Genomic DNA, 14,511 nt, shown 5'->3' on the forward strand with positions numbered 1-14,511 from the left:
GCAACATTTAGAAACAAATTTGAGGTGATATTAACCATAATAGTTAGTTCACTTATTTATTGGTTTTTTGATTCATTATTACTTAGAAATAAAAAATAAAAAAGTACCTATAGAAATAGAAGATTCTTGGGAACAGATGGGCAGTCAGGCGATTATCATTAAAGCGTAAAAAAACAACCTCTATCCGCATAGAGGTTGTTTTTGAATGATTTATTTTTCTAGTAATTCCTTCAGGCGGTCTTCAAGCTTTTCAGCTGTCATCGCACCTCCGCCCAGGCTGAAGTATTCTTCCCCTCTTTTTAATAAAAGTGTAGGATAGCCGTTCACATGAAGTTGATGAACCTTCGCAAAGTCGGCATACGCATCATTCATCGCTTCTTTTGTTTTCATGCGTTCAATGACTGCGTCAGGATCAAGATGATGCGCCAAAGCGATCTCCCGATACGTTTCTTCATCACTCAGGCTTTTTCCGTCTTGATAAAAAGCCTTTTGCATCGATGAAGCCAAGTGCAATGCGCGCTCAGGTGCGATGGATCTTAATGCAGAAAAACCAATGGCCGCAGCCTCAGAGTCTAAAAGAAACGTTCCGTTTGCTAGCAGCTCCTGATAACGTTCACCAAACTCGACACCAGTCAGCTGACTAATACGCTGATTTGCTTCTGAAATGTGTGGATAATCCTTTATTGGAAGACTTCTTTCCCCTACAAATAAACCACCCGACACAAGTGTTAATGATATCTCCGAATGATTTTCATGCAAAGTGCGGATACTGTTTGAAAATCCATAACACCAGCCACAATACGCATCCCATACATAGATGAAGGACAATTCTTGCTCATTCATACGTTAGACTCCCCATTTATCATTTTTAGGCGGTCATGAAACTGCTTATTCAGCTTCAGATACAACGGTAAAACGTTCTCCAACATGGGCTGCCTGCTCCACCTCATCAACCAGCGCAATGGCGTAGTCAGCATAGCTCACATAGCTGTCACCTTTAGAATTGACAATCAGATGGTCTTTCCCTTTCACGTAAGAACCTGTACGTTTGCCAACTGGATTAAAGAATGCAGCTGGACTGAGGAAGGTCCATTTTAATCCCTCTGTCTGTTGAAGATCTTTTAGGTTTTCTCCTTGCTGTGAAGCCGTAGCAGCATATTCTTTAGGAAACTCTGGTGTGTCCACTAGTCTTGTTGTTTTCGCCTCATCTACAAATAGACTTCCTGCTCCGCCCACAACGATCAAACGAGTCTCAGGTGCCTCTTTTAAAATATCGATCAGCTTTTTCCCAGCTTCTACGTGCAGGTGCTCTTTTCCAGCAGGTGCGCCAAATGCATTTACAATCACATCAAAGCCTTTGATGTCTTCTGCTTGCAAGTGAAACACATCCTTCTCAAGAACAGCTAGTGATGAATCTGTCACCTTTTGTGCATCTCGGACGATCGCCGTTACTTCATGTCCTTTTGATTGAGCCTCTTTCACAATTTCTTGTCCTGCTTTACCTGTTGCGCCAATAATTCCAATTTTCATGTTAACTCCTCCTGCAATATGGTTTTATGTTGATAAAGAAAGGTGTAACTAATACGGTTACAACAGAGGTAAAAAAAATTGAATAGATCATCCAATTTTTTTGATTAGCACATGCGTTAGTTCACTTAATTTGATCTCAGCAAGTACTTGCTCCATCGCACTTTGAGCGCGGCATAAAATTAATTCAAGCACCGCTTGAATATTTGCACCGATCGGACAGTCAGGATTTGGGCTTTCATGAATTTGAAACAATTCTCCCTCATCCACGACTTCAACCGCTTTATACACATCGAGCAGTGTGATGTCGTCTTCACTGCGGTTCAGCTGAGAACCACCTTTGCCAAGACTCGTTGAGATTAGGCCTGCTTTTTTTAATTTACTCATAATGCGGCGGATGACCACTGGGTTTGTATTCACACTTCCTGCGATATCCTCCGATGTCTGTAATGATCCTTTTTCAAGTGATAGCAAGGCCAGAATATGGACAGCGACAGTAAATCTGCTGCTGATTTTCATGTTTTCTCACCTCTGTTGTAATCATTATAGTTACACCATGTCACATTGTCAACAAAAAAGTCTGCCGAGCTACTCAGCAGACGTAGATTGACGTGCTTCCATTTCTTCTTTCGTATAAATCATGCGCATTGGATTTCCTCCAACAAATGAGCCTGCTGGCACATCCTTATGAACAAGTGTACCAGCCGATACGATCGCACCATCCCCAATGGTCACACCAGGTAAAATAGTTGAATTAGCTCCAATTAAAACTTCATCACCAATATAGACTTCCCCAAGTCTGTACTCTTTAATCAAATACTCATGGGACAAGATGGTCGTATTATAGCCGATCACACTATTTCGACCGACAGTGATTTTCTCAGGAAACATCAGATCAACCATCACCATTAAGGCGAACGCCGTATCCTCGCCGACCTTCATACGAAGAAAGGTTCGGTATATCCAATTTTTCATTCCCATAAAAGGCGTGTACCTTGCCATTTGAATAAAAATGAAGTTTTTCACCACTTTGAAAAAGGGAACTGTCCGATAGACTTGCCGCAGTGAATTGACCCCTTTTACAGGATAACGATCTGTTTTTCTCAACTTAATCAGCTCCAACAATCGCCAGGAGATCACTCATTTTCTTCAGCATGAAATCAGGGCGATGCTTTAAAAGCGCCTCTTCTCCCTTAATAGACCAAGCAACACCTGCCGTTTTTGTCCCGGCCGCTTGACCAGACAAAATATCGTGATAATTATCACCGACCATCACCGCTTCATGCGGATCACTGCCAAGCTTTGATAATGCCAGCTGAACAGGCTCCGGATGCGGCTTCTCATTTTGCACATCATCGAGCGTCACAATGACCTCAAAGAACGGCTCTAAACCGGTCAGCTTCAATCCCATTAAAACCGTATCCCGTATCTTCGTTGTGACAATACCGAGCTTAAATCCTCGATCCTGCAGGACTTTCAATGTGTCGATAACTGTCTCATATTCAGTCACAAGCAGATCATGCTGCTTATGATTAAACGTGCGGTACATCTGAATCATATCATCCGTCAAATCAGGGTCCATCGCAGAGAATGTATCAAACAAGGACGGACCAATGAAATGAAGAATATCCTCACGGCTGTAATGACCAGGGTAATAATGATCCAGCGTATGCTGAAATGAAGCAATAATTAATTCATTTGTATTGATTAATGTGCCATCTAAATCAAATAGCACTGTGTTGATCGTCGATTCGTTCATATGGCTTCCTTTCTAACAGCTGCAAGTTCCCGCTTCCGCCAAATATAGCTAATAGCAGCTGTCAATAAAATTGCAGAAATCAGGCGGATGACAAGAAGCGGCCATACTGGAATACCAAGTGGTATAAAAATCAGCGTATCTTCGACCACCGCATGGCAGGCAACGAGGAAAATAAAGGCAAGAGTTAAGTCCTTTTTACTCACACCGTCCTCTTCCACTGCCTTCATCATCACGCCGGCTCCGTACGCCAGACCAATCGTTAATCCAGCCACCATCGTCATAGATGTATTTTCTTTCATTCCAAGCATTCTAGTAAAAGGTGACAGCCACTTAGACAGTGTATGAAGCCACCCTAAATCTCTCATGAATTGAATGATGACCATGAGAGGGATGACGATACAGGCGAGCTGGAGCACACCGAGTACAGCTTTTTGTAAAGCAAGCAGGACGATCATGTACCAGCTGGAAGGCACATCAGCCGCCTGAGCTGCCGTCAGTAGTCCATATTGCGCCGGCTCCTCGCCTCCCTGCCAAACGAGATGAATGACAATAGCCGAAATAACAGCAAGACTGATTCTGACCAACAAAATCACAGACACTCTCAGTCCAACCTTTGCTGCCACTGTCGATTCGATGATCAGGTTATGGCAAAAGGACAGCATCACTGCCAAAATAAACACTTCCTTCACAGGAAGCTCTAATGTCAAAATGGCTGCAATCCCCGCATACAAGTTCAGCATATTTCCTAATACAAGCGGAATAGCCGCTTCTCCCGAAAGACCAAACACCCCCATAAATGGCCGAATGAATTGTATGATCCAACCCATTACAGGCGTATGCTGCAAGATACTGACGAGAATGGTAACTGGAAAGATGACTTTGCCAAGTGTCCAAGTTGTCGATAGCCCTGCCTTCAAGCCGTTTTTCCATGTCTCTCCCATCTCTTATGATCCCCCCTGCTTAATTCGATGAGTTGTTCTCTTTATACGGAATCGATGCGTATCCTTTCATTCTTCTAAAGAAAATCAGTAGAACAGCCACTACGAATATCGCAATCGAAATCATCTGTGCGATTCGAAGATGCTCTGTCAGCATTAAGCTGTCTGTTCTCATCCCTTCTATGAAGAAACGGCCGATTGAATACCAAATTAAATAAGACAAGAAGATTTCGCCTCTTCTCAGCGATGTTCTGCGTAGTAAAATCAATATGACAACACCGGCAAGATTCCATAATGATTCGTATAAGAACGTCGGGTGATAATAGGTCCCATCAATATACATTTGATTAATGATAAACTCAGGCAGATGCAAATTTTCTAAAAAGGCTCTTGAAACCGCCTCACCATGCGCTTCTTGGTTAATAAAGTTCCCCCAGCGCCCAATTGCCTGCGCTAGTAAAATACTAGGTGCTGCGACGTCAGCTATTTTCCAAAAGGATACCTTTCTCACTTTTGTAAAAACGATGGCTGTCAGCACGGCACCGATCAGCCCGCCGTGAATCGCAATTCCACCATTCCAAATTTTAATGATTTCGTTTGGGTGCTGCTGATAGTAATCCCATTCGAAAGATACATAATAAATTCGTGCACAAATAATTGCTATTGGAATGGCAAATAAGATTAAGTCAATAAACATATCTTTATTGATTCCTCTTTTTTCACATTCTCTCAGTGCGAGCCAGAGTCCAAGCAAGGCCCCGATCCCAATAATCACACCATACCAATGAACCGAAATAGGTCCAAGCTGAAAAGCGATCGGATCAATTGGCTGAATTGCTTCGTTCATATAGTCAACTCCTATTCATCCTGGCCATTGTCTTCAATGACATCGGCAAGTTTACTTGTAAATTGTTCTGCTGCATTATGTCCCATACGTTTCAGCCTGAAGTTCATCGCAGCCACCTCAATGATGACAGCTAAGTTTCGACCTGGCCGTACAGGGATCGTCAGCTTCGGCACATCTGTATCGATGATGCGCATTTTCTCTTCTTCAAGTCCTAAACGATCATACTGTTTGCCTTGTTCCCAAAGCTCAAGGTTCATTACAATCGTAATTCTCTTATAGCTTCTAACAGCGCCTGCTCCAAATAAGGTCATCACATTAATAATACCTAACCCGCGGATTTCCAAAAGATGTTCAATCAGCTCTGGTGCGCTCCCGACTAATGTATCCTGATCCTCTTGACGGATTTCCACGCAATCGTCTGCGACCAGCCGATGTCCCCTCTTCACTAATTCTAAGGCTGTTTCACTTTTTCCTACTCCGCTTTTCCCAATTAATAATACACCTACACCATATACATCTACGAGCACACCATGAATAGCAGTCGTTGGTGCAAGCTTACTTTCTAAAAAGTTGGTCAATCGACTCGAAAGTCTTGTCGTTTTTAGGCTAGATCGTAAAACGGGCACGCCATTTTCATTTGATGCTTCGATTAATTCCTTCGGGACATCACGATCTCGTGACAAAATAATCGCAGGGGTAATATCTGTACAAAGAGACATCATTCTCTGCTTTCGTTCGCGTTCTGGGAGCTGTTCAAAAAAAGAAAGCTCTGTTTTCCCTAAAAGTTGAACTCTTTCTTTTGGGTAATATGTAAAATAACCAGCCATTTCAATACCTGGTCTGGAAAGATCACTGATTGTAATGGGACGATTAATCCCTTCTTCCCCACTTACCAGTTCAAGATGAAATTGTTCCATTATGTCCTTCGTACGAACTTTCGGCACGCTTCTTCCTCCTTTTATCACAGGCGATTCAGAAATACAGCTCTATTTTATCACTTTCAATGATGAACCCAAAATAGTATTTTATCCTGTTCCTGTTTCACCGCCCCAACTGGTATAGACAACTATACTTAAAAAGAGTAAACTTAAAGTAAAGATTACGAATAAGGGGGCTCAAACATGAGCGGTTCTTTATTGCTCTCCAATATTCATATTGTGACAAAGACAAAGATCATTGAAAACGGTTTTGTCGGTTTACGCGATGGCAAGATTGACTATATTTCAACATCTCCACCGACAGGAAATTATGAAAAAGTATATATTTCCCGGGAAAACTTTTATTTACTCCCTGGAATGATTGATATTCACATCCATGGCGGATATGGTGCAGACATGATGGATGCGACAGCAGAAGCAATGAATACACTCGCTGACAACCTTCCGTCCGAAGGAACGACAAGTTTTTTAGCGACAACCATCACACAAAACCATCATGAGATTGAGCAGGCACTTAAAAATGTCGCTCAGTGGAAACAAAGTAATGAAGAACAAGCAGGAAGTCAGGCACAATGTATAGGAATCCACCTAGAAGGTCCATTTATTTCTAAACATAAGGCAGGGGCACAGCCTGTTCAATGGATTAAACAGCCCGATATTCCGCTTTTTAAAAAATGGCTGGATGCTTCTGAACAGCTCATTCGAATTGTCACATTTGCGCCTGAGGAAGACACAGATTTTGCTTTCCTTTCCATGTTACAGGAAATGAACATGATCCCTTCTATTGGACATACGAATGCCCATCATGACATGATGAATTTAGCAGCTAAGCATGGTGCACGCCATGTAACACACCTTTATAATGCACTGAGTTCGTTTCAGCATCGTGAACCGAATGCTGTAGGTGCTGCTCTTACGAATGAGAACCTTTATACCGAGCTGATCACAGATGGGATTCACTCCCACCCTCTTTCCATCAAGCTTGCGTATTTGGCAAAAGGAAGTGATCGTTTGATCATGATCACAGACTCAATGCGTGCAAAAGGTCTTGGGGATGGAACATACGAATTTGGCGGTCAGACGGTCACAGTCAGCGGCGAAAAAGCATTGCTGGACGATGGTACACTTGCAGGATCAATTTTGCGAATGAAAGATGGCGTCAAACGGATGAAACAGCTCACAAATTGTGAATGGACAGAGATTGCGAAGATGACTTCAACCAATGCAGCCGCTCAACTGGGTCTTGACCAACAGCTCGGTTCCATCGAAATTGGAAAAATAGCAGATTTGGTGATTTGGGATGAATCTGGTGAACTGATGATGACGATCTGCCGTGGACAAATCGTCTTTGAAAAAAAGGAGGCCAACCACTCATGAACATCATCGAATTTGAAAGCAAAGATCAATTAGGAAAAGAAGCAGCTGCCATTATTGCAAGAACAATAGCTGCTAAACCCGATGCCGTACTCGGCCTAGCAACGGGCGGTACACCTATTGAAACTTACAAAGAGTTAATTCAACTTCATCAAGCGAATCAACTGTCTTTCAAGCAAACAAAAACAATCAATTTAGATGAATATGCAGGACTCAATCCAGAACACGAAAATAGTTATATGACCTACATGAAACGTCATTTATTTGACCATATTGATCTCCCTCAGGATCAGTATTTTCTTCCAAATGGCAAAGCAGCTCATTTAGAAAAGGAATGCTTAAGATATGACCAGCTCATTGAGGATGTAGGCGGCATCGATCTTCAGCTCCTTGGAATCGGTCAAAATGGGCATATCGGTTTTAACGAACCAGGTACCCCTTTCAACTCAAAGACTCATGTCGTGCAGTTAGATGAAAACACGAGACAGGCTAACGCAAGATACTTTTCTTCTATTGATGAGGTACCTACACATGCCATCACAATGGGAATCGCGAGCATTCTTTCAAGTAAAAAGATTCTCCTTCTTGCTTCGGGAAAATCAAAAGCGAAAGTGATACAATATTTAGAACGGGCAGAGATTCATCCGGACTTCCCAGCGTCTGCACTGAAACTTCATGAAGATGTAACGGTTATGATTGATCGAGAAGCTGGATCACTACGCTAAAAACGAGAGGATTTTCACATGTTTATTGATAAGCAGTCACCTATTCCGATGTACCATCAGATTATGGAGAACTTGAAAAAGCAGATTGAGGATGGAACATTAGCACCTGATACACTCATTCCTTCTGAAAGAGAATATGCCGAACGCTTTGGTATTAGTCGAATGACTGTCAGACAAGCCTTATCGAATCTTGTGAACGAAGGATATTTGTATCGTCAAAAAGGAAAAGGCACCTTTGTTAGCCGGAAAAAATTTGAACAGCCGCTTCAAGGCTTAACAAGCTTTTCAGAGGATATGCGCCAGCGTGGGCTCAAAGCATCAAGCCAGCTGATTGACTTTAAAAAAACCGCATGTCCAGAGCACTTGCTGCCCGTCTTACAGCTGACTAATAGTGATGCTGTATTTGAACTAAAACGGATACGCCTTGCAAATGATGAACCGATGGCGATTGAAACGAGCTATATACCTGAAAGATTTGCAGGAGATTTAACAAAGAAACATTTAACTGGCTCTTTATATGAATATATTGAAACTAACACTGGCCATGTCATTGCTCATGCCAAACAGGAGCTTGAAGCCAATGTTGCCTCAAAGGAAGAAGCACACTTGCTGTCTATTCTAGCAGGAGACCCTGTGCTGTCCATAACAAGAACGACTTTTTTTCAAAAAGACATTCCATTTGAGTATGTTGTTTCCGTTTATAGAGGGGATCGTTACAAGCTCATTCATACAATGGAAAGATAAACAGTGCCCCTGACACGGAGCACTGTTTTTTTATTTCCTAAGAAATTTTATTTCGTCATCATCTTTTGTATGAATTTTCCATATTGGAGAAATGGCTTTTCCTTGAAAACGATCTTTTGCTACAGTGTACCAATAATAATCTTCATTTGGCTTTAAGCCCTTCCACTCAAAGCTCGCTTTTTTGCCGCTTTTTATGCCTCGAGCCTCTCCTAGAAGAACATTCGTATACACATTGAGTTCAAAATAATTGGTTTTGACAGATTTCATTTTCGGTGTCAAATCCACATCGATTGAAAATTCATCTTGATCTCCATACGTTTTAGGATCATAAAAATGCTCTTGATTCAAGTAAGGTGAGTATGTCGTAAAGTGAAGCTGATTTTTTTCTTGATCGGCTGTTATCACCCTCATAAACCCTTGACCACCTTCAGGTCCTGACTGATAATCGGCGAGTATTTGATATACTTTCCTGTCTACTTTTCCATCATGGTCATCATCAAGCTCATCTACTTTCCTGCTTGCTCCATGATAATGGCCGCTAAATACGGCCACAATATTAGGATGGCGTTTCACCACTTGGTGGAAGATGAGGTCGCCAATCGGGCTTCGGTTGCCGCTCACTAACAAATACTCATGGAAATTTAAAATGACGATACGATCTGGATGCTCAGAAATGACACGGTTTAACCAATCAATTTCATCTTGCTTAATCCCCCAGCCCATGTACACCATCATATAATCATTGCCGCCGGCAGAGATGAGATCATAATGACCTTTATTGTTTCGATAGGATTCACCATAGTAAGGCTTATCCGCAAAGCGTTTTTCCCCGAAATATTTTCCGTATTCCGCATATAAACCATCCTTGTGTCTAACATCATGATTTCCTGCTAAAACACCATAGGGAATGTGATTCTCATCTAATACACGCATAAACGTATCAGCACGGTGCCATTGCTTATCCTTTGAATCATCCACAATATCGCCTGTATGGAACACATATTGAATGTTTAATTTTTCCCTTTGATCTCTGATCCATTCGACCATTTGTTTAAAGATATGAGGATAGCTCTTTGCATAATATTGAGTATCAGACATCCATATCATCTTATATGGCTTTTGCGATTTGCTGATTTCATCCTGTACTAGCAAATCAAACGTTTGATTCTTCATGTACTGTCTGACTGACAGCAGCCCTTTCAGGTAAAATTCCTTTTGATCCTTGGCAAAGTGATGAGTGATTTTATCCCACTTTTCCTGCTGGTGATTCCACGCGTACATTGTCACCTTTCTCCCTGACAAGGAACTCCCTTTCCATACAGCTTCGACGACATCCTTTTCACGTACATCATGATGAACCTTAATTTGAAAACGATGATAAGGAAAGCGCTGTAAATCCTTCGTTTCAACTGACTTCCCATCAACAAATGCAATGCGGTTCCTTTCTTGATCAGAAAAAATCATTTCTCCTTTTTGGAGATAACTCTTAGGCGGTTCTGTCTCTGCTGCATACTTAAAAATCTTCATTAAAGGATGCAGCGATGTATATTGATAGGCACGATAAAAAGAGTAATCTAACTTATCATTCGTTGGATCCTTGGTTAGCACAGTTTGTTTTGATGATTTCATTTTCGTCTTATCTGCCACCCGCTCTGGTGTTTCAGGATGCTCATGTACCGTCTTGAACTCTTTTTTCAACGTCGACATGTTCCCGGCAGCGTCTTTTGCTTTAATTGTAAACGTGTGCTTTCCAGGCTTTAATTCACTAGAGGACGTCTGATATGGCAAAGAAACTGGTTTGCCATCTACATATGCCTTCAACTCCTCTATGTCACTCCAGCGATCCGTTACTTTTGCTTTTAATGTAAAGGCGCCTTTATATTGATCCTTTGCTTGTACGTTGGTCTTAATTCTCGGCCCAGTGTTATCAACTTTCACACGTACTGAAGCGTGCTCGTCTGAGGTTTTGGCCTCAATCAGGTGCGGCCCTTCTTTCAGCCTTTTTGTGTCCCACTTTATATAGGTTGAAACATACGCCTCTTTCGGAATCTCAAATTGAAACGTTCTCACCTTTTTTGCGTTCCCGCTGTCTCCCATTCTCCATTCTTTTAGCGGCTTCGCATTGATTGGCGGAATTTGTGTTCCATTTGATAAGATCATCCTGACGTTTTTCAATTCAAAATCATCATGATTCTCTCCAGGCAGCCGGTCCACCGGAGAAGACTTTGTACCAGCGTGAAAAGAGATCGTTTGGAGACCTGCCTTTTTTATCTCTTCTTCGGGTATTGGCATTGTATAGGTACGGTACACTTTTGTCGAATCATCAAAAATAGAAAGTAAACGCCTACCTATAGACACACCATTTTTAAAATATAAATTTGTTCCTTTGACATCAAATGCGATATATGGATCTGCTTCAAGGGCAGAGGATACTTGCTGATTCCGTTTTCCATCTATCCGTAATTCGATGCTTTTTTTCTGATCAGACGTTGCCTTTAATGAAAATAAACCTGATACCGTATCTCCCTTTTCTACATTGAATCGCAGACCGTGGGCTTTACTGACCTGCTCCACATCAATCGTTTTTTTCAACGTCTTGGCTTCATTTTCGCCGTCTGACGCTTCAAGCTGATATTCCAATTGTTCTTTCCCAATCAACTCAGGTGAATAAATAATATGATGAAATAACCGGTCATTATGGTCTTTTTGCAGCAGTATTTCCTTAAACGGATCTTTTCGATTCGTTCGATAGCGCAGCTTGACGGTTTTTACAGCCTGATCATCTTGGACATCTGCTTTAATCTCTACACTTTCAGTGGGTTTCACCGGTTTCCTTACCGTCATATCTTCAATCACAGGTTTATGGATATCTTGAGAAATTTCCTTTTTTTCAGTTGGAATTTGTGCTTTTAGCACTTTACCTGGAGTGGGTTCTTCCTCAATTTTCGAAATCAGCTTCGTCTGCGTAGTACCATCCATTGGATACTTAAACAGCAAGGATTTATGCTCACTAAACCATGATGGCTTCAAACGAAATGCGGCAGAAGAAATCTCTTCACCTATATTTGTTGTGATCGAAACAAGACGAGATTTTGAGTTGGACAGCCCTTTGCTCTCGATAATGGATAGATGCTCGCCCTCTTTTAATTGGCTTTTGTACATGGCATTAAAGTCCGCTGCCGTTAAATGCTCCTGCCCTTTTTTTCTCAGCCAGAATACATAAGGTTTTCCAGGTGAAATGGTGACTGGATTTGTGTGAAAGGAATATACATCATCCATTTCAATTCCCTGTGCAGGATTGCGGTAGCGGAGCTGATAATGTTTAAGAGAGATAGGCGCCTGTGTCGTGTTATACACTTCGATAAACTCAAAAGCATCTTTGCCTTTTCGGTTTTTTGAATTGACGACAATTTCTGTGATGAATAAGTCCGGAATATGTGAAAGATCTTCTTCAAATCCATTTAAATGAACCGATTTCTCTGCCGTTTTGATGACTGATTTTTGCGTTAGGAACTCTGTATAGTAACGAACGGTTGGATTCCATAATTGATCTGGCGGAATTTTCGCTGTAAATTCTGGCTTCATCCCTGGCAGCCGTTCCATTGGAATCAAGCGGTACCCCAGTTCATCACTTTGTTTATAATACAAGTTCGCAGACAAAATCTGTTCTTGGTCACTAATGGACGCACGAAACTGTAGATCATGGCTTTTTCCTAGAACCGGGCGGACGTCCACATGAAATTGGTCAAAGATAAAAGGCGAAAAAGGCTTGTCCGGTACATTCACTTCTGTTTGAAGAAAAGGTCCTGCTGAAGCAGGCTGACTGAAACAAAAAAGAATGATAAAAAAACATAAAAGCATGATTTGTCTGCTCACGTTCACCATCTTGCACCGCCTCCCTTCGGATATTGTGTCTCCTGAAGGTCGTTTTTATGTCAGATGGAACGGAGAAACGATGCAAATTTGCACAAAAAAACCGTTAGCTTTTTTTCGCTAACGGCTCTACAATTCCTTTTTGTATCAACAGGTGGAAAATGGATAAAATGACAGCCATCCAAATGGCCGTTCCGAATCCATCAATGTTAAAGCTATCTCCCATAAAGCTCGATGTCATCATGAGTGTAATCGCATTGATGACAAATAAGAACAATCCTAGTGAAAGGACGGTCACTGGAAGCGTTAAAATGATCAAAAACGGCTTCACTAAAATATTGAGCAAGGACAAAATGATACTTGCCACAATGGCTGCGCCAAAACCTTCAATATACACGCTCCCGAGTCCAGGCAGAATGCCCGAATCAAAATATCCAGCAATGACGATTAAAAGTAATGCATTTACTAAAATACTGACGATCCATCTAAGCATTTATTTAGTGCCTTCTTCCGGAACAACAAAATACCAGATGAAGTAGATCAGGAAGATCGGCATAAATGCTGTCAAAAATCCGATGATGACGGTTAAAATGCGAAGCAGGGATGCATCCACACTTAAATATTCCGCAACTCCACCAACAACACCCGCTATTTTTTTATCTGTTGCTGAACGATAAAGCTTCTTCATGTAGAATCACTCCTTGTCTGATTGGTGCTTTACTTGTATTGAGCCTGTTTTTGTTTCTGCAAAAATGGATATACTGTGCACCGCTTGTTGATTGGCTTTGATCATTTTCTCTTTTTGTAATGTTTCATTTTTCTCTTTAATCATCTCTGCATCAAGTAAATCGTGAGAGATAGACCCGAGATTGCTTTTCAGCTCAGCGGTCACTGCACAAGCACGCGGGATTTGAACGTCCACACTGCCTGTTGTCGTTTTCGCATAGATGGAACGGCACTTTTCATCTGACAGCTGAACAGCAATATTTCCATTAAAGCTTTGGGCATCAATTGATTCACTTTTCCCGCGCAGGTCTATGAGCCCATTGATGGTTTCTACTTCAATCATACCACACTCATGATCTGCCAGTTTGATTTGTCCGTTTGCTGTTTCAATTCCGACTTTTTCTGCTTGTAACGAAGCAAAAGAGACAACCCCATTTGTCGTTTTCGCGGCAAGTTCTTTTGTCTTTAGCTTTTCCCCGCGAATCGGTCCATTAAACAGCTTGACCTTAATCTTATCGTATTGGATACGCGGTACGTATAATGTAACATTGACTTTCATCGTCTTCTTTTCGGTTCGAATAAAAAATTTATCTCCTTCAAGCCCGCAGTCCAATTGATTGAGAAATTGCTGTCTTGCCTGCTCCCCATCCTCTGCACGGTAAATCTTTGCATGACACTCTGCTCGAATATCTCGATCGTCCCAAGGCATCACGTTGAGGCTGCCGTTCGCCAATTGAATATCTAAATGAGAAAGCGATGCATCTTTGAACTGAAAAATGTGCTCAACATCAACTGACTGTCCAAAGTTCAAATCAAGATCCACGTCTTTTACCTTTTTCACCGCAGAATCTAACCAGCCAAACAGCTTTGCACCAAGATTTTCGGTGCCGTCTCCTTTGCTCTCTGCTCCAGCTTTTTCTTCATGAAAGGTGTGATCAGCCGTAGACTTTTCTAATGAGACTGACTGACCTTCTTCTAGTTTTTCCAGCAGCGTAATTGCTTCTTTTGCTGATAATATCCCGTCTTCTACTAATTTTAAAATTCGTTCTTTTTCATTCAT

15 protein-coding genes are annotated in these 14,511 nt (G+C 41.6%); 3 read left to right on the forward strand and 12 right to left on the reverse strand.

The genetic code is table 11. The annotated features are described in order from the left end of the window. Positions 1-210: 210 nt before the first annotated feature. The 8 genes from MHB66_RS16245 to hprK all read right to left on the reverse strand — a co-directional run bounded on the left by MHB66_RS16245 (position 211) and on the right by hprK (position 6,015). Complete coding sequence (locus tag MHB66_RS16245) at positions 211-843, reverse strand: DsbA family protein (protein WP_041115598.1); 633 nt, start codon at positions 841-843, stop codon at positions 211-213. 45 nt (positions 844-888) lie between these two features. Further along, positions 889-1,530, reverse strand: coding sequence for an NAD(P)-dependent oxidoreductase (locus MHB66_RS16250; RefSeq protein ID WP_041115597.1), 642 nt, complete (start codon positions 1,528-1,530; stop codon positions 889-891). 87 nt (positions 1,531-1,617) lie between these two features. Beyond that, positions 1,618-2,046: an Rrf2 family transcriptional regulator gene (locus MHB66_RS16255; protein WP_024423567.1), complete on the reverse strand. Its 429-nt coding sequence runs from the start codon at positions 2,044-2,046 to the stop codon at positions 1,618-1,620. A 69-nt stretch (positions 2,047-2,115) separates the two neighbouring features. Beyond that, positions 2,116-2,634, reverse strand: a complete 519-nt coding sequence (locus MHB66_RS16260; RefSeq protein ID WP_024423568.1) for an acyltransferase — start codon at positions 2,632-2,634, stop codon at positions 2,116-2,118. Position 2,635: 1 nt separating this feature from the next. Continuing rightward, on the reverse strand, positions 2,636-3,286 hold the full coding sequence (gene ppaX, locus MHB66_RS16265; RefSeq protein ID WP_041115596.1) for a pyrophosphatase PpaX: 651 nt from the start codon (positions 3,284-3,286) through the stop codon (positions 2,636-2,638). Then, positions 3,283-4,227, reverse strand: coding sequence for a nucleoside recognition domain-containing protein (locus MHB66_RS16270; protein WP_034281047.1), 945 nt, complete (start codon positions 4,225-4,227; stop codon positions 3,283-3,285). Before MHB66_RS16270 ends, ppaX begins: the two co-directional genes overlap by 4 nt. Positions 4,228-4,246: 19 nt before the next feature. Continuing rightward, positions 4,247-5,071 carry a prolipoprotein diacylglyceryl transferase gene (gene lgt / locus MHB66_RS16275; protein ID WP_041115595.1) on the reverse strand — a complete coding sequence of 275 codons (825 nt, stop codon included), beginning with the start codon at positions 5,069-5,071 and terminating at the stop codon, positions 4,247-4,249. An 11-nt stretch (positions 5,072-5,082) separates the two neighbouring features. After that, a complete protein-coding gene (gene hprK, locus MHB66_RS16280; protein WP_024423572.1) occupies positions 5,083-6,015 on the reverse strand; it encodes an HPr(Ser) kinase/phosphatase in 933 nt (310 codons plus the stop codon). Positions 6,016-6,192: 177 nt separating this feature from the next. On the opposite strand from hprK, the gene nagA reads away from it, so the two are divergent. From nagA to MHB66_RS16295, 3 genes are read left to right on the forward strand one after another with little or no spacing between them, the layout of a single operon-like run. Further along, positions 6,193-7,386, forward strand: coding sequence for an N-acetylglucosamine-6-phosphate deacetylase (gene nagA, locus MHB66_RS16285; protein WP_041115593.1), 1,194 nt, complete (start codon positions 6,193-6,195; stop codon positions 7,384-7,386). Continuing rightward, positions 7,383-8,108 (forward strand): glucosamine-6-phosphate deaminase, encoded by a 726-nt coding sequence (nagB, locus tag MHB66_RS16290; protein WP_034281053.1) that lies wholly within the window; start codon positions 7,383-7,385, stop codon positions 8,106-8,108. Before nagA ends, nagB begins: the two co-directional genes overlap by 4 nt. Before the next feature lie 18 nt (positions 8,109-8,126). After that, positions 8,127-8,852 carry a GntR family transcriptional regulator gene (locus MHB66_RS16295; protein WP_041115592.1) on the forward strand — a complete coding sequence of 242 codons (726 nt, stop codon included), beginning with the start codon at positions 8,127-8,129 and terminating at the stop codon, positions 8,850-8,852. Between the two features lie 30 nt (positions 8,853-8,882). Here the strand turns inward: MHB66_RS16295 and MHB66_RS16300 are convergent, their stop codons facing one another. The 4 genes from MHB66_RS16300 to MHB66_RS16315 form a co-directional block, all read right to left on the reverse strand. Beyond that, complete coding sequence (locus MHB66_RS16300) at positions 8,883-12,737, reverse strand: metallophosphoesterase (protein ID WP_041115591.1); 3,855 nt, start codon at positions 12,735-12,737, stop codon at positions 8,883-8,885. Between the two features lie 94 nt (positions 12,738-12,831). After that, complete coding sequence (locus tag MHB66_RS16305) at positions 12,832-13,218, reverse strand: phage holin family protein (protein ID WP_024423577.1); 387 nt, start codon at positions 13,216-13,218, stop codon at positions 12,832-12,834. Further along, positions 13,219-13,413, reverse strand: coding sequence for a PspC domain-containing protein (locus MHB66_RS16310; protein ID WP_046313098.1), 195 nt, complete (start codon positions 13,411-13,413; stop codon positions 13,219-13,221). Between the two features lie 6 nt (positions 13,414-13,419). Then, on the reverse strand, positions 13,420-14,511 hold the full coding sequence (locus MHB66_RS16315; protein ID WP_046313096.1) for a DUF4097 domain-containing protein: 1,092 nt from the start codon (positions 14,509-14,511) through the stop codon (positions 13,420-13,422).

This window comes from Bacillus sp. FSL L8-0167 (assembly GCF_038630295.1).
Lineage (GTDB): Bacteria > Bacillota > Bacilli > Bacillales > Bacillaceae > Bacillus > Bacillus safensis.